General features: G+C 41.7%; 17 protein-coding genes. 1 reads left to right on the top strand and 16 read right to left on the bottom strand.

The features are described 5' to 3' along the window. Positions 1-191 (top strand): transposase (locus tag E7204_RS06880; RefSeq protein WP_295183013.1); only part of this gene is annotated, 191 nt, incomplete at its 5' end. Positions 192-278: 87 nt separating this feature from the next. On the opposite strand, the gene E7204_RS06885 is transcribed toward E7204_RS06880, so the two are convergent. The 16 genes from E7204_RS06885 to E7204_RS06960 form a co-directional block, all read right to left on the bottom strand. After that, entirely contained in the window at positions 279-446 is a 168-nt protein-coding gene (locus E7204_RS06885) for a 4Fe-4S binding protein (RefSeq protein WP_021841692.1), read from the bottom strand. A gap of 305 nt (positions 447-751) precedes the next feature. After that, positions 752-1,153 (bottom strand): hypothetical protein, encoded by a 402-nt coding sequence (locus E7204_RS06890; protein ID WP_295183014.1) that lies wholly within the window; start codon positions 1,151-1,153, stop codon positions 752-754. Position 1,154: 1 nt separating this feature from the next. Beyond that, positions 1,155-1,799, bottom strand: coding sequence for a hypothetical protein (locus E7204_RS06895; protein ID WP_295183015.1), 645 nt, complete (start codon positions 1,797-1,799; stop codon positions 1,155-1,157). A 135-nt stretch (positions 1,800-1,934) separates the two neighbouring features. After that, positions 1,935-3,233 carry an SLC13 family permease gene (locus E7204_RS06900; RefSeq protein WP_295183017.1) on the bottom strand — a complete coding sequence of 433 codons (1,299 nt, stop codon included), beginning with the start codon at positions 3,231-3,233 and terminating at the stop codon, positions 1,935-1,937. Between the two features lie 587 nt (positions 3,234-3,820). Then, positions 3,821-4,942 carry a sodium ion-translocating decarboxylase subunit beta gene (locus tag E7204_RS06905; protein ID WP_295183019.1) on the bottom strand — a complete coding sequence of 374 codons (1,122 nt, stop codon included), beginning with the start codon at positions 4,940-4,942 and terminating at the stop codon, positions 3,821-3,823. Between the two features lie 65 nt (positions 4,943-5,007). After that, a complete protein-coding gene (locus E7204_RS06910) occupies positions 5,008-5,394 on the bottom strand; it encodes a biotin/lipoyl-containing protein (protein ID WP_295183021.1) in 387 nt (128 codons plus the stop codon). 64 nt (positions 5,395-5,458) lie between these two features. Continuing rightward, positions 5,459-5,632, bottom strand: coding sequence for a hypothetical protein (locus E7204_RS06915; RefSeq protein ID WP_295183023.1), 174 nt, complete (start codon positions 5,630-5,632; stop codon positions 5,459-5,461). Positions 5,633-5,658: 26 nt separating this feature from the next. Then, positions 5,659-5,997, bottom strand: a complete 339-nt coding sequence (locus E7204_RS06920; RefSeq protein WP_295183025.1) for an OadG family protein — start codon at positions 5,995-5,997, stop codon at positions 5,659-5,661. Positions 5,998-6,078: 81 nt separating this feature from the next. After that, positions 6,079-7,608 (bottom strand): carboxyl transferase domain-containing protein, encoded by a 1,530-nt coding sequence (locus tag E7204_RS06925; protein ID WP_295183027.1) that lies wholly within the window; start codon positions 7,606-7,608, stop codon positions 6,079-6,081. A gap of 47 nt (positions 7,609-7,655) precedes the next feature. Beyond that, positions 7,656-8,078, bottom strand: a complete 423-nt coding sequence (gene mce / locus E7204_RS06930) for a methylmalonyl-CoA epimerase (RefSeq protein ID WP_021841702.1) — start codon at positions 8,076-8,078, stop codon at positions 7,656-7,658. A 47-nt stretch (positions 8,079-8,125) separates the two neighbouring features. Continuing rightward, positions 8,126-9,067, bottom strand: a complete 942-nt coding sequence (meaB, locus tag E7204_RS06935; RefSeq protein WP_295183029.1) for a methylmalonyl Co-A mutase-associated GTPase MeaB — start codon at positions 9,065-9,067, stop codon at positions 8,126-8,128. A gap of 72 nt (positions 9,068-9,139) precedes the next feature. After that, complete coding sequence (locus E7204_RS06940; RefSeq protein WP_021841704.1) at positions 9,140-9,535, bottom strand: cobalamin B12-binding domain-containing protein; 396 nt, start codon at positions 9,533-9,535, stop codon at positions 9,140-9,142. A 46-nt stretch (positions 9,536-9,581) separates the two neighbouring features. Continuing rightward, on the bottom strand, positions 9,582-11,228 hold the full coding sequence (locus tag E7204_RS06945) for a methylmalonyl-CoA mutase family protein (RefSeq protein ID WP_127058752.1): 1,647 nt from the start codon (positions 11,226-11,228) through the stop codon (positions 9,582-9,584). 28 nt (positions 11,229-11,256) lie between these two features. After that, a complete protein-coding gene (locus E7204_RS06950; RefSeq protein WP_295183089.1) occupies positions 11,257-12,759 on the bottom strand; it encodes an acetyl-CoA hydrolase/transferase family protein in 1,503 nt (500 codons plus the stop codon). Positions 12,760-13,236: 477 nt separating this feature from the next. Beyond that, positions 13,237-14,526 carry an O-antigen ligase family protein gene (locus E7204_RS06955; RefSeq protein ID WP_295183032.1) on the bottom strand — a complete coding sequence of 430 codons (1,290 nt, stop codon included), beginning with the start codon at positions 14,524-14,526 and terminating at the stop codon, positions 13,237-13,239. 11 nt (positions 14,527-14,537) lie between these two features. Further along, the gene (locus tag E7204_RS06960; RefSeq protein WP_295183033.1) at positions 14,538-15,821 is read right to left on the bottom strand and encodes a folylpolyglutamate synthase/dihydrofolate synthase family protein; all 1,284 of its coding nucleotides are present in this window, start codon (positions 15,819-15,821) and stop codon (positions 14,538-14,540) included. Positions 15,822-15,826: the final 5 nt, after the last annotated feature.

Genomic DNA, 15,826 nt, shown 5'->3' on the forward strand with positions numbered 1-15,826 from the left:
AAATTATTAATGCCTTAACCTTACCATATTCAAACGGCTTTACCGAGGGTTGCAACAACAAAATTAAAGTTTTAAAACGTTGCTCTTTTGGGATACGGAACTTCCACTACTTCCGTAACCGGATTTTATTCATCAATACAAGAAAAGGACACGCAACAGTTATGTCGCATGTCCTTCCTCAAAGTGCATAGACTCTTTAGCGCCCCAAAATTTGACAAAGAGCCTAAAAAAGGGCAAGAAAAAAAGCCCTCTATCTAGAGGGCTTTGAGCATCCAAGATTATTCAGCTGGATGAATAGTGCCTACAGGGCATACGGATTCGCAAGAACCGCAGTCGATGCAAGTTTCATTGATTTCGTATTTAAGTTCGCCTTCGCTGATAGCGCCTACTGGGCATACAGAAGCACAAGAACCACATTTAATACATTCGTCACCGATCAATCTCATAGTTGGACACCTCCACATAATATACCGGATAATTTCTGAATTATCATTTCTTTAAGGAACTTACCTTAACTTTATGTTCTCATTATGGCACGATTTTTCCTTCTTGTCAAACTTATGGAGAATGATTTCTTATTATTTTTACGCAAGTTCAATTGACTTATTTACATAGCAGGAATACCACTTTATAGGTTATTGATAGATATTTTCAATATACATTTTTAAGTTTTTTGTCCAACCATAGGCCCACAGTGCATTCTCATTTAAGATGTGAACTATGCTCAATTTCAAATGACTAGCATTATCAATTACTTTTTGCGTTTACTGTGATCTTTAGGGAATTTTATTTTAGGATTCGGTAACCCTAATTCTTGTGAAGCATCACGAATTTGTTCATTCAGCTCTTCCACAATGGTACGCAATCTTTGTTTACGTTTAAATCGACCATCTACTGTAATTTTACTATTATAAAAAACAGCCGCCCCTATGAGCATTAATACTAAGCCGCCTAAAAACATAGGTTCATAAATACAAGGATGTTCCACCAAATATACCATAACAGTACCGGCAGCGATTAAAATAAAACCAATGATGGAGATAGCTAGCGGAGGCCGATCCTCCAATTGAATTAACTTACGCCACTCCTCTAAACGGGCGGCTCGTTCATCAATCAGTTCCTTACGTCTTTTGGTTAATTCTTCATGATTCATATTAGCGACTGCCCTCCTCTTCCGTATGTGCTGTATCAGCCGACGCTTCAGACGCACCCGATAGTTTCTTAAAATATTCTTCTACCGATTCATCATGCATTACAGCATCACGTCTTGCATAGGAATATAACATGACATCGGCTTGCGGTGCACAGATTCTATTCGGCACAAAGCGATCAAATGCCTCAAAAAAAGCCGGATCGGCTTTTAACAATACACGACCGTTTTTAACCTTTTTACCATTAACAATGGAATATATTAACGCCCAAATAGGACGATTGTCTACGGTTGAACATTTTCGATATTTATAGCGCAAACGGAACTTACTGATAAATTCAGTCTTATGAGCATACACTCCATCGATCATATTATAAGGAATTTCCATTTTTTTAGTATAAAACAGAATCTTCTCCACAATAACTAATTTATCTTCCGTCAAAAGATACATATATTGTGCCACCGCGGACTTTAAAATCACAAATAAAGCCACCACTTCAACGAATAATTCATCCAGTATAATAATTCCCTTCGCAATACTTCTGGAAATCGTCCAGCCCATTGCGACCAATAATAAAATACAGAAGAAGGCTATAATAAATCCGGCCGTTCTACTCCGTTTCGATTCAGCCTTTCCAAAAATCTTCATAATCATAAACTCCCATAAAAATACCGCTCAATAAAATAAAAAATGTTGAAGCAGCACGTAAAGCGCACCGCCTCAACATTAATTATAAAGTATTTTTTAGTATTATCTCAACTAAAGTTACTTTCTGACCGGTAATTATTTACCAGGGAAGAAAGGCCATACCATTGGAATGATCAAGATACTTACGATGAAGCATACAACGATCAATGGAACACCGGCTTTAACATAGTCCATGAATTTGTATTGACCAGGGCCAAGTACCAATGTGTTTGGAGGCGTACCAACAGGTGTACCGAAAGCACAAGATGCAGCAACGCCGATAGCCATTAATACGGCATGAGGGTCAGCACCCATACCTTTTGCAATTGCGATGCCGATAGGAGCAAGCAATGCACAAGATGCGGTATTGGACATGAACTGAGTCATAACGCAAGATAATAAGAACAATACTGCTGTTGCGAAGTAAGGGCTAGGATCGGAACCCATAACACCAAGTACTGCGTCAGCGATTAATTGACCGGCACCGGATTTATCCATAGCACCTGCTACAGGCATCATACCTGCGAACAAGAAGATAGTAACCCAGTCAATCGAAGTGTAAGCTTGTTTTTCTTCCAAGCAACCGGTAAGTACGCAAGCTAAAGCACCCATAACAGCTACCAAGCTCAATGGTAAGTTAATACCAATGGATTTCAATGGATCGCCTAAAATCATCAATACGATAACAGTTAAAAGAATTAAACCGGAATATAATTGTTTCTTAGGATCGTTAGAAATATCTTCAGCAGACACTTCTTGTTCAACTTCGCCAACATCGGTAATTTCATGTTTAGGTAAGAAATATTTACCGATGAACATCATGAAAACGATAGTGGCAACAGTCAAAGGAATGCCAATCCATGCAAATTCAAAAAAACCGAATTGTTCGATACCGGCTTTGGATAAGGCACCGTTAACGATAATGTTTGGAGGTGTGCCAACCATTGTCATGATACCACCAATACCGGCAGCAAATGCTAATGGCATTAATTGACGGCTGGCAGGAATTTTAGCAACCGCACAGATACCAACTACTACCGGTAATAAAGCCGCAGCTGTACCGGTGTTGGATAAGAATGCGGACATAGCGGCTGTAACAGTCATGATTGCAAACATCAAGCCATTTTCACTGGTACCGGCTTTGGATACTACGGTTTCCCCAATTTTTTGGGCTAAACCGGTGTAGAATAGAGCACCGCCTACTACAAACATACCAGCAAATAATACTACGGTACTATCGGATAAGCCGGAAAAAGCTTCTTTACTACTAATAATTCCCATCAATGCTAACGCAATGGCACCACCTAATGAGGTAATTGCGAGCGGGATAATTTCAGTTACAAAGAAAACCGCCATAACAGCGAGTACGATCAACGTTTGTACTGCAGCATCCATGTAAAGTCATCTCCTTTTAATATTCAATATTCACTAAATCTATTAGTAAACCCCTTAATTTTAGGAAATGAATCTAATTATTCAACTAGATAATTTCAGTTATCTGACCGTATATAATCAGAACATAGTCTATCTTAAACTGGGGCTATACATAATACAGACCAAGGATAACTGCCCCAATGACAGCTGCCATGCCTGCCGTTATAAAAATACCTTCCTTAGTTTTAGGATAGCCGAAAAATAAGTGTTCACTAATAAAACCTCGTCGATTAAAGAAGGAATACTTTGTTCGACGTTGGAACCATTGAGACTTACGCTCAGGGCCAATAATTATGGCTACAACAAAAAAGACAATAAGTGCCCACACGAAAGAAATTAAAATTTTCAATTCTATGGAGAACAAGTCAAAATCACCTCTACATTAAATTATAAATGCAACACGATTTATCGATACTAATTGGTAATATCCCCAAAGAATACTTCGAGCAGAACTTATTGTCAAAGTATCTCTTCACATTACTGTAAATCGACAAGAAAAAAGCTAACCTTGGGGGAAGAGGCCCCCAAGCCAGCATTTCAATATTTAATTAGTGTGCGCCCAACATGGCAAGCATAGTACCGGCTGCAACTGCAGTACCGATAACGCCGGCTACGTTAGGACCCATAGCATGCATCAACAAGAAATTAGCAGGATTTGCTTTGGCTCCTACTACCTGAGATACACGAGCTGCCATTGGAACAGCGGATACACCGGCGGAACCAATAAGCGGATTTGTTTTTCCGCCATCCATCATATACATGAGTTTACCGAACAATACGCCACCGGCAGTACCGAAGATGAACGCAACTAAACCTAAGATGATAATCTTAATAGTGTCAATTGTTAAGAAGTGTTCAGCATTCATAGTAAGACCGGTACCTGTTGCTAAGAATATAGTAACGATATTAATCAAAGCGTTTTGAGATGTATCGGATAAACGTTCTGTTACACCGGATTCACGGAATAAGTTACCTAACATCAACATACCTAACAAAGAAGTGATGGATGGTAATAATAAGGAAATAAAGATTGTAGAAAGGATTGGAAATGCAATTTTTTCGAAGTGAGATACTTCACGAAGCTGTTCCATAACAACTGCACGTTCTTTCTGCGTTGTTAGCAATTTCATAACCGGTGGTTGGATTAATGGTACCAATGACATGTAAGAATAAGCTGCTACAGCGATAGCACCGAGTAATTCAGGTGCCAATTTAGCCGCCAGATAAATAGATGTAGGACCGTCGGCACCACCAATAATACCAATAGCTGCTGCCTGTGGCGCAGTGAAACCAATCACCATAGCTCCGGCTAAAGCAACGAATACACCGATTTGAGCTGCTGCCCCTAAGAACAATGTTTTAGGGTTAGCAATTAAAGGACCGAAGTCAGTCATCGCACCTACACCTAAGAAGATAAGCGGAGGGAAGATTTCATTAGCAACCCCGGCGCTGATAAGGGCCATAACCCCTTCTTCAAAACCATTGCGAGGGATGTTGGCGAGAATACAACCAAAAGCGATTGGCGAGAGCAATAATGGTTCAAACTCTTTAGCAAAGGCCATGTACAATAATAGTAAACCTACTAAGATCATAACGCCGTTGCCCCAGTTGAAGTTGATGAACCCGCTGTCTGTCCAAACGGAAGAGACCGCTACGATAAAGGCATCCATACGTGATCTCCTTTCTCAGAGAACTTAATTACTGATATAATCAACAATTCACTACAAATATTTTATTAGCCTAAAACTACCATGTCTTCGCCGGTAGCTACAGTCTGGTTAGCGGATACGCGAACTTCAGATACAGTAGCATCCTGTGGAGCGTAGATTTCGTTCTGCATTTTCATAGCTTCAAGAACTAATAAAAGGTCGCCTTTTTTAACTGCTTGACCAGCGGAAACGGCAACAGATAAAATTTTACCAGGCATTGGAGCTTTAACTGTAGTTGCACCGGCTGCTACAGGAGCTGCTGCTTTAGGCGCTGGAGCTGCTGGAGCTGCTGCAGGTGCTGGAGCCGGAGCTGCTTTAGGTGCAGGAGCTGCTGGAGCTACGCCGCCAGCTTTTACTTCATTAACTTCAACATCATATACAGTACCATTTACAGTTACGCTAAATTTTTTCATTTTGTTATCCTCCAAACATATAAACTTCAATGCTAATTGCTAATTCTTCATCACAATATTACAATTAACGACTCATGCGCAAACGTCCGTCCAATTTCCAGTTATAGATATTTACGCTTGGACGAATACTGGCAATCTGATTAACCGAATAACCCATAGCACTAATAGCGCTAGCAATTACTGCAACTACTTCATCATTGACTTTGTTGCTGCCGGTTTTAAATTCCGTCTTGCTCATGTTTACACCTCCTAGATTACGTTTGACTAGTATCTACCACTTAGTCTGCCATCTAGTGTCCAGTTACGGCTGGTTGTAGCCGGACGAATTGATGCAATTTGATCTGACGAGTAACCCATAGCCACGATGACTCCCGTAATAGCGGCTACTACAGGTTCATCATTAGCTACCACTGGCGCTGCTGCAGTCACAGGAGCAGCTGCTGGCGCTACGCTCTTGGCCGGTTCATTAGGCTTTTTTTTTGTAGGGTCAATTTTATGAGTAATGACCATGATTGCACCTAATACAGCCAACACGGCAAATACGACAGTCATATTGATTGCCATAAATAGCCACGGATTCATAGCACTTTCGTTTCCTCCCATAATAAATTCCTCTTTCTTTCTAACAACTAAGAATAAGAATTATGATACTCCAAATCAAAACTAAGTTTTACATTCTAAAAATTACAATGGAATGTTACCATGTTTTTTAGCTGCACGAGATTCACTCTTACTTGCAAGCATAGCGAGTGCATTAATAATTGCAGGGCGAGTTACTTTTGGTTCGATTACAGCATCTACGAAACCGCGTTCAGCAGCTTTATATGGTGTAGCAAATTCTTCAACATATTTGGCAGTTTTTTCATCTTTGTCTGCATCTTTACGGAAGATGATATTAGCTGCACCTGCAGGACCCATAACTGCGATTTCAGATGTAGGCCATGCATATACTTGATCGGCACCGAGGTCTTGAGAACACATAGCGAGATAAGAACCACCGTATGCTTTTCGAGTAATAACAGTAATCTTAGGTACTGTAGCTTCGGAATAAGCGTATAACATTTTCGCACCATGACGAATGATACCGCCCCATTCTTGGTTAGTACCAGGCAAGAAACCAGGAACGTCTACGAAGTTAACGATTGGAATATTAAATGCATCACAGAAGCGGATAAAGCGAGAAGATTTATCGGATGCATTAATATCAAGACAACCTGCCATTACTTTTGGCTGGTTAGCAATAATACCTACGCTTTGGCCGTTGAAACGAGCGAAGCATGTAATGATATTAGTTGCATAGAAAGGTTGAGCTTCATAGTATTCACCATTATCTACAACAGCAGAGATTACGTCTAACATATTATAAGGCATATTGCTGTTGTCTGGCAATAATGTGTTAAGTTCTTCAGAAATACGGTTTGGATCATCGCCGGTATCAACGAGCGGTACATCTTCCATATTATTGCTTGGTAAGAAGCTTAACAAGTAACGAATCTGTTGGATGCAGTCATCTTCGTCTTCAGCAGCAAAGTGAGCAACACCGGATACACTGTTGTGTGCCATAGCACCACCAAGTGCTTCTGCCGTTACATCTTCAGCCGTTACCGATTTAATTACAGCCGGGCCGGTGATGAACATTTGGGAAGTGTTCTTAACCATGTAGATGAAGTCAGTCAATGCAGGAGAATAAACTGCACCGCCTGCACATGGTCCCATGATTACGGAAATCTGAGGGATAACACCGGATGCGTTGGTATTTTCGAAGAAGATTTTACCATAGCCTGCCAATGCGTCAACAGCTTCCTGAATACGAGCCCCGCCGGAATCATTGATACCGATAATAGGAGCACCCATTTTCATTGCTAAACGCTGTACTTTAACGATTTTAGCAGCATGCATTTCACCTAAAGAACCGCCTTCTACTGTGAAGTCTTGAGCGAAAGCATACACTAAACGACCATCGATAGTACCCCAACCGGTAACTACACCTTCACCAGGTAATTCTTTTTTGTCTTGACCGAAGTTTACACAACGATGTTTAACAAATTGATCCAATTCAACGAAGCTGCCTTCGTCAAACAACTTAGCGATACGTTCACGGGCAGTCATTTTGCCTTTGTTGTGCTGGGATTCAATACGTTTTTCCCCGCCGCCAAGTTTCACAACTTCTAACTTTTTGTGTAACAACTCAATCTTTTCTTGGACTGTTGCCATCACTACACCTCCATAGAGTTTTATATAAATAAATTATATATCTTATATTACTTCATTCTCTGGCAAAGTTCAAGAAGAACGCCACCAGTTGCTTTTGGATGAATGAAAGCAATAGCAGATCCGCCTGCACCGTAGCGAGGTTTTTCGTCGATCATGCGAACGCCTTTTTCCATTAAATCAGCGATTGCAGCTTCGATGTTGTCTACACGTAAAGCAACGTGTTGGATACCGTTACGGCCACCATTTTTTTCGATAAATTTGCCGATAGGTCCATCAGGAGTAGTGGATTCCAAGAATTCCAATTCAGCATCGCCACAAGGGAAGAAGCTTACTTTTACTTTTTGTTCTTCTACTACTTCATCTTCAGGAAGATGTTCAATACCCAATGTGTTTTTGTAGAATTCTTTAGTTGCTGCTAAGTCACTAACACCAATACCGATGTGATCTACGTTTAATACTTTAAATGCCATGGTTAAAATCTCCTTTGCATTTGATAGGCCTTAGAAGGCTGGTATCATTAAATTTTTAAAACATCTGCCAAGACTTTGTTGACCACTGTATATGGGTCATTTTGACGCTGGTTAACAGCATCAACTTGGCTATTAAAGTCGTCACTCGCTACCACTACATCGGCAACACGACGTCCGATTTGTTCATTAATCATCGCGATAATTTCATTTCTTGTTCTATCCTGACGGCGAACAGTTAATTCGTCGCTGTCTTCCAAGAATTCAAAATGTTCATCCAACGCTTCAACTAATTCATCAACACCTTCGTCTTTGCTCGCAATGGTACGTTTAATAGGAGGACGCCATTTAACCTCACGGGAGTCTAAGTCGAGCATCATTTCAATTTCAACATTCAGTTTATCACAGCCATCGCGGTCTGCTTTGTTAATGGCGAATACATCGCCGATTTCCAAAATACCGGCCTTAATAGCTTGGATATCATCACCGAGACCCGGTACGAGCACAACCAAAACGCTATCGGCATTTTTGACGATATCGACTTCTGATTGGCCAACACCTACGGTTTCAATAATAACAAGATCCATACCGAACGCATCCATCAGCTTAACTGCATCAGATGTTTTCTTAGATAATCCGCCTAAGCTGCCACGAGTACCCATACTGCGAATGAATACATTTTCGTTTAACGTCAAATCATTCATTCGAATACGGTCACCCAAGATGGCACCACCGGAGAACGGACTGGTCGGGTCCACCGCAACGATACCGATTTTTTTACCTTGCTGTAAGTATTGTTTAACAATTTTATCAGTCAAGGTACTCTTACCGGCGCCGGGAGCCCCGGTAACACCTAAAACACGAGCATGACCCGTTTTAGGATAAATCGCTTTCATAATGTCGATTGCTTCATCATATTCACTTTCGACTGCAGTGATGGCTCTCGCCAAGGCCAGTCGGGAACCGTTTAATAGTTCTTTGACTAAATCCATTGGTTGCACCGCCTTCTTATATAGTGACAGGCCCAGACTTGTAAAAATCCGAGCCTGTTACTAAAAAACATCTTATTTTACGTTAGCTTTGATAAATTCGATTACGTCGCCTGTAGGAGTGCCAGGAGTAAATACTGCTGCAACGCCTGCTTCTTTAAGACCAGGGATATCAGCATCAGGAATTACGCCGCCGCCTACTACAAGAACGTCGCCCATACCTTTTTCTTTTAACATTTCAACGATTTTAGGGAACAATGTGTTGTGAGCACCGGAAAGAAGGCTCAACGCAACAACATTAACGTCTTCCTGTTCAGCTGCTGCAACAATTTGTTCCGGCGTCTGACGAAGACCAGTATAAATTACTTCAAAACCAGCATCGCGAAGTGCGCGAGCTACAACTTTAGCACCACGGTCATGACCATCAAGACCTGGTTTTGCTACTAATACACGAATACGTTTTTCTGCCATGATAGATTACCTCCGAACTAATCGTTACGCTAATTATACTTGAGAATTATAACGTGGAGTGAGCTTGGTATTCGCCGAATACTTCACGTAATACGTTACAAATTTCGCCTAATGTTGCATAAGTACGAACTGCATCAAGAATTAATGGCATAAGGTTAACATTTTCATCTTTTGCCCCTTCTTTAAGTGCTGCCAATGCTTTTTCAACTGCAGCGTTGTCGCGTTCTGCACGAACTTGCTGAGTTTTCTTAGCCTGGTTAACACCTACGGAAGCGTCTACGCGAAGAAGACCTTCAACAGGTTTTTCTTCAACCTGGAATTTGTTAACGCCTACGATAGTGCGGAGACCGGATTCAACTTCCATCTGCCATTTGTAAGCGGATTCCTGAATTTCTTTCTGGATGTAACCTTTTTCAATAGCAACTACAGCGCCGCCCATTTCGTCGATTTTCTTAATGTATTCAGCAGCTTCGTCGTAAATTGCATTAGTCATAGCTTCTACATAGTAGGAACCGCCCAATGGGTCAATTACGTCAGCTAAGCCGGATTCATAAGCAACGATCTGTTGAGTACGAAGAGCAACCTGTACGGAAGCTTCTGTAGGAAGAGCCAAAGCTTCGTCACGGGAGTTAGTATGTAAGGACTGAGTACCACCCATTACAGCAGCGGCAGTCTGTAAAGCTACACGAACGATGTTGTTATCAACTTGTTGTGCAGTCAACATGGAACCGGCCGTCTGAGTATGTACACGAAGCATCATGGATTTAGCTTTTTTAGCGCCAAAACGTTCTTTCATGATGTGAGCCCATAAACGACGTGACGCACGGAATTTAGCAACTTCTTCAAGTACGTTGTTATGAGCATTCCAGAAGAAGGATAAACGACCAGCGAAAGCATCAACGTCTAAGCCGGCTTTCAAAGCAGCTTCTACGTAAGCAATACCGTCAGCGATTGTGAATGCGATTTCCTGCGCAGCAGTGGAGCCGGCTTCACGAATATGGTAACCGGAAATGGAGATTGTATTCCATTTTGGTACATTCTGAGAGCAATATTCGAAAATATTGGTAATCAAGCGCATGGATGGTTTTGGTGGGAAAATGTAAGTACCACGAGCAGCATATTCTTTAAGAATATCGTTCTGGATAGTACCCATCAAAGCGGATGCAGGTACGCCCTGTTTTTCAGCTACTGCAATGTACATAGCAAGAAGAACAGATGCAGGAGCATTGATAGTCATGGAAGTGGAAACTTTACCGAGGTCAATACCGTCGAACAAGATTTCCATATCTTTCAAGGAGTCAATTGCTACCCCTACTTTACCAACTTCGCCTTCAGCCATAGCGTCATCGGAGTCATAACCGATCTGAGTTGGCAAGTCAAATGCACAGCTAAGGCCGGTAGCACCGGATTCGATAAGGTAACGATAACGTTTGTTGGATTCTTCAGCAGTTGCGAAACCAGCATACATACGCATTGTCCAGAAACGGCCACGGTACATTGTAGGTTGTACGCCACGAGTGTAAGGATATTCACCAGGGAATCCTAAATCTCTTTCGTAGTCGAAACCTTCGATGTCAAGTGGAGTGTATAAACGATTGTACTTCAAGTTTTTACGTTCTGGGAATTTAGCAATCTTTTCTGCAACTTCTGCCTCGTATTTGGCGAGATTAGCTTTTAGAGCTTCGTTAGCCATAATTTTCATCATCCTCCTAAATATACCTTTACTTCTTCATGCTTCCAGTTTCTTGGAAACGTTTATGCCAAGAAAGAGCTTCGTCGAGCAAAATCGGTGTATGGGCGTGTTTTGTCGCTGCAATGGCTCTTTCGAGGTAATCTTCTAACATTGGTTTGTAATCCGGATGTGCACAGTTTTTAATAATTAAACGAGCACGTTCTTCAGGTGACAAACCACGGCAGTCAGCCACACCTTGTTCAGTACAGAATACCATTACATCGTGTTCTGTATGGTCAATGTGCGAGCACATTGGAACAACGGAGCTGATAGCACCATCTTTCGCTACCGAATTAGTACAGAAGATGGAGATATATGCGTTACGAGCGAAGTCGCCGGAACCGCCGATACCGTTCATCATCTTGCTACCCATGATATGAGTGGAGTTTACATTACCAAAAATATCAAATTCAATAGCCGTATTCATAGCAATAACGCCGAGGCGTCGAGCTAATTCAGGACTATTGGAAAGTTCTTGCGGACGAAGAATAATTTTCTTCGAGTACAAATCAACGTTGTCATAGAAACGTTTTAAACCGTCCGGAGATGGCGACAATGCCGTACCGGAACATACTTCAACTTTACCGGCATCAATAAGGTCAAACATACCATCTTGAATTACTTCGGTAAAGATTGAAAGGTTAGTGAACGGACCTTGTGCCAAACCACTGATAACAGCATTTGCTACCGAACCTACACCGGATTGTAACGGTAATAAATTCTTAGGTAAACGGCCATGTTTAATTTCATTCTGGAAGAATTCGATTAAATGTTGGCTCATTGCTTTAGCGTCGTCATCAATTGCTGCCAATGGACGAGTTTTATCGGTAATATCGCAAGGTACGATAGCTACGATTTTTTCAGGATCACATGGGATATAAGGTGTACCCACGCGGTTACCGGCAGCTGTAATAGGTAACGGCTGACGATGCGGCGGATCCAATGGTTCGTAGATATCATGCATACCTACTAAGCTCATAGGTTGCGATACATTGACTTCAACAATTACTTTCTTAGCTTGGCTGATGTAGGTCGGGGTGTTACCAACAGAAGTGGACGGAATAATACCGCCGTCTTCACGGATGCATACAGCTTCTACGATAGCTACATCGCAGTCGCCATAGAAACCGTAACGTACATTCTGAGCCACCTGGCTAAGATGCATATCATTATAACGTACTTTCGCAGCGTTCAATGCTTTACGCATATCACCATTTGTCTGGTAAGGGAAACGACGGGCAATCCCATTAACTCGAACTAAAGCACCATCAGCTTCATCACCAACTGAAGCGCCTGTCCACAAGTCAATTTGAAATGGATCGCTTTCCATTCGTTTAGCTAAGGCCAAAGGAACTGCTTTCGGATAACCGGATGGGGTAAAACCACTAATACCCACATGGTCGCCCGGGTTGATCAACAAAGCTGCTTCTTCAGCTGTAACGATTTTAGCTTGAAGAGCACTGCCTTGTACGCGATCGAGGATGTTAATCATCACTACCATCTCCTTTAAAAAGTTTGAATGACATTAAATTGTACTTCCGCATTCCAACACTAATACATATTCGACAAAAGTTTAAAATATCCTCTTTTTTTGTGAATATTTTTTTATTTTTACTCACAGTTTACCGTATCGAAAATCTTCTCTTTCATCGACATAATTAGATGTTGACATAATTAGATGTTGTTTAAAGAATTATACTTCAAACTATGGCTAAGTTTAGAAGAATTATTTTCTTTTGTCAACCAATATGCATAAATGATATTTCATATACAAAAAGTATAGGTATGATGAATTAGTCTCATCATACCTATACTTTTTCAGGTTTATTGTTAACCAAACATCTGAATTTTTCGGTTATCAATAAATTAGATTATCAGATTTTTTAATCATATACATCAGAATATTTCAATCCAATATATCAATATTTGTCTATTAATTACAGTGACTTTAGTAAGTACACGAATTAACTTACGAATCGAATATATTAATTTTTATATCTGTTGTCGGTTCATTCTCAAGTGGTTTGTTCCCCCGTTTTTTGTAAGTATATAAAACGGATGAAGCCCAACCTAAGAGTTGCCAAAAAATTACCGATACCTGATGACTGAACAAATCATGGTCAAACAAGCCGCTAACCGTTATACCTACTACAACGGCACCGATACCATACTTCACGATGTTACTTATAGTTGCTTTCGGCAAACGTAAAGCATACACAGCATGGCCATATATTGCGACAAAATAGAAGAGTGCGCCGGGAATTCCTATTTCTGCCAACATATTTAGAAACATGTTATGGGCATGATAAATTATCACATCAGGGGCCTGAATATAGTAATTATAATGTGGATATTCAAACCAGAAGGCATCCCAACCGATCCCCAGAATCGGATAATCCGCAATCATATAGGTTGTACTGTCCCATAAAGCCCAGCGCAACACAGCGGATGTATCGTTACCGTCGAACAGCGACCAAAGCCTTGACGCCACTTCCCCATGGTAACAAAAAAGTACAATAGGGATTATTAATAACGACAAAAGCAAGCGTCGATCGATAGTCAGCCCCCAATACACAACAACGCAGGCAAAGCTAAGCCATATGCCCCGCGAATAGGTTAGGGTCATACAAACCAGGAAAAACAATGCCATCGGCACCATCCAGGCCAATAAGCGCCAGCGTTTTTCTTTAAGCCCTTGAAAAATCCCCGTTCCTGCCATGGACAATACAATTAATAAATATTCACCGAATAAATTCGGGTTTTGCAATGTAGCAAACATGCGCCGCTTCAAGAGCGGAAAATGCGCCGCATCTACCCACTGTTTTAATAATTCCATGGATGTCGTCATATATTGATAGACGCCTACCAAACAAACAACGAATGCGGACCACATGAAAATACGCAAAAAAACGCGCCATTGTTCGGGCTCACGCAAATAGCGATAGGTGAGGAAATAAATACCGCCGTACATGCCTACATTATAAAGCCAGCTGGCCGTTGTCCACATCGGCCGAGCTGAGCCGAGGGCCGACAATAAACTCCACCCCATAAAGCCCAACACGCACCACTGAAGCCACGATGCAGGTTTTGACAATGGTCTGTAACGCAAGGTATCCCAAACGCTGAGTAAAAGGGCAATAATGACCAGTGCATCACCGAGCCACGGATGTAAAGGCATAACCAGCACCACGGCATACAGGAGTCGTGTAATATAATGTTGCAACGGACGGCCCCCGTCAATAGATACTGCACCTGTCATTACTTCATCCTTTACTGAGCTTTTAACCACTCTTCTGCTTCACCTAAAATATACAAGGAACCGGCTACTACAATAATATCGCCGGTCTGAGTAGCGGCCATGGCTTTTTGCATGCCTTCACTGACAGTTTGAGCCGTCTGAGCTACACCCGACACAAATTCAGCCAATTCTTCCGGTGTGGATGTGCGCGGCGTCGAAGCCGGCACCGTAATTACAGTATCGTAAGGGTTTACCAAATCCTCTACAACTGTTTTGACTTCTTTATCTTTTAAGACGGACAACACTACCGTTTTTTGTCTGTCTTTAAATACTTCTTCATACGTTAAACGGAATGCTTCGGCGCCGCCTGCATTATGAGCGCCGTCAAAAATAAAGGTACGGTCGAGTTTTTTGATGATTTCAAAACGGCCGGCCCAGTGAGCCCGTGCCAAACCTTCACGCAACGTTTCCTCGCTGATTACTTCATCGCGTTCCATTAAAACGCGAACGGCACGGAAGGCACAGGCCATATTAACAGCTTGATGAACGCCTACCATTTTGGTAAACAGCATGTCTTTATGCCCGCTCTTATCTTCCAAGGTAATCATCTGACCATCTTCAGTGACAGTGCGACTGCTGATTGAAAAGTCTTCATTAAACACATACGCTTTAGAATTCAATTCTTTGGCTTTATCCTTGATAACAGCCAATGCTTCCCCTTGCGCCGCCGTCACTACCGGAATGCCCGGTTTAATAATGCCCGCTTTATGGGTAGCAATTTCACGGAGGGTGTTACCGCAATACGCCTGATGGTCCATGGATACATTGGTAATTACGGATACTTCGGGGAAAATCACATTGGTTGAATCCAATAAACCGCCGAGGCCTACTTCGATGACTGCATAGTTAACCTGCTGTTCCATGAAGAACAAGAAAGCAGCTGCCGTCAATACTTCAAACTGAGTCGGTGATTCCGATCCTTTCGCTTCAATTTTAGCTACAGCGTCTTTTACTTTTGCAATCAATTCTCCAAACGCTTCTTCGGTAATATTGCGACCATTTACCACAATGCGTTCCGTATAACTGATTAAATGGGGTGATGTGAAACGGCCGGAACGATGTCCGCTGGTGGTGAGTACCGAATCGATATACACTGTAACGGAACCTTTACCGTTGGTCCCCGTCACATGGACTGTTTTATAGGACCGTTCAGGATGCCCCAATTCATCCAATAACGCATGAATGCGTTCCAAACCGGGTTTGATGCCAAAGGATGCACAACTGTCTAAATAGGCCACTGCCTCTGCGTACGTCATGATTA

Origin of the sequence: Veillonella sp., from assembly GCF_015058545.1 — a bacterium.
GTDB lineage: Bacteria > Bacillota > Negativicutes > Veillonellales > Veillonellaceae > Veillonella_A.

Coding starts and splice junctions, on each gene's coding strand:
- E7204_RS06925 (WP_295183027.1), bottom strand. CDS start 7,608: ATGGCAACAGTCCAAGAAAAGATTGAGTTGTTACACAAAAAGTTAGAA.
- E7204_RS06905 (WP_295183019.1), bottom strand. CDS start 4,942: ATGGATGCCTTTATCGTAGCGGTCTCTTCCGTTTGGACAGACAGCGGG.
- E7204_RS06915 (WP_295183023.1), bottom strand. CDS start 5,632: ATGAGCAAGACGGAATTTAAAACCGGCAGCAACAAAGTCAATGATGAA.
- mce (WP_021841702.1), bottom strand. CDS start 8,078: ATGGCATTTAAAGTATTAAACGTAGATCACATCGGTATTGGTGTTAGT.
- E7204_RS06940 (WP_021841704.1), bottom strand. CDS start 9,535: ATGGCAGAAAAACGTATTCGTGTATTAGTAGCAAAACCAGGTCTTGAT.
- E7204_RS06960 (WP_295183033.1), bottom strand. CDS start 15,821: ATGACGTACGCAGAGGCAGTGGCCTATTTAGACAGTTGTGCATCCTTT.
- E7204_RS06955 (WP_295183032.1), bottom strand. CDS start 14,526: ATGACAGGTGCAGTATCTATTGACGGGGGCCGTCCGTTGCAACATTAT.
- E7204_RS06950 (WP_295183089.1), bottom strand. CDS start 12,759: ATGATTAACATCCTCGATCGCGTACAAGGCAGTGCTCTTCAAGCTAAA.
- E7204_RS06900 (WP_295183017.1), bottom strand. CDS start 3,233: ATGGATGCTGCAGTACAAACGTTGATCGTACTCGCTGTTATGGCGGTT.
- E7204_RS06910 (WP_295183021.1), bottom strand. CDS start 5,394: ATGAAAAAATTTAGCGTAACTGTAAATGGTACTGTATATGATGTTGAA.
- E7204_RS06890 (WP_295183014.1), bottom strand. CDS start 1,153: ATGAATCATGAAGAATTAACCAAAAGACGTAAGGAACTGATTGATGAA.
- meaB (WP_295183029.1), bottom strand. CDS start 9,067: ATGGATTTAGTCAAAGAACTATTAAACGGTTCCCGACTGGCCTTGGCG.
- E7204_RS06885 (WP_021841692.1), bottom strand. CDS start 446: ATGAGATTGATCGGTGACGAATGTATTAAATGTGGTTCTTGTGCTTCT.
- E7204_RS06920 (WP_295183025.1), bottom strand. CDS start 5,997: ATGGGAGGAAACGAAAGTGCTATGAATCCGTGGCTATTTATGGCAATC.
- E7204_RS06895 (WP_295183015.1), bottom strand. CDS start 1,799: ATGAAGATTTTTGGAAAGGCTGAATCGAAACGGAGTAGAACGGCCGGA.
- E7204_RS06945 (WP_127058752.1), bottom strand. CDS start 11,228: ATGGCTAACGAAGCTCTAAAAGCTAATCTCGCCAAATACGAGGCAGAA.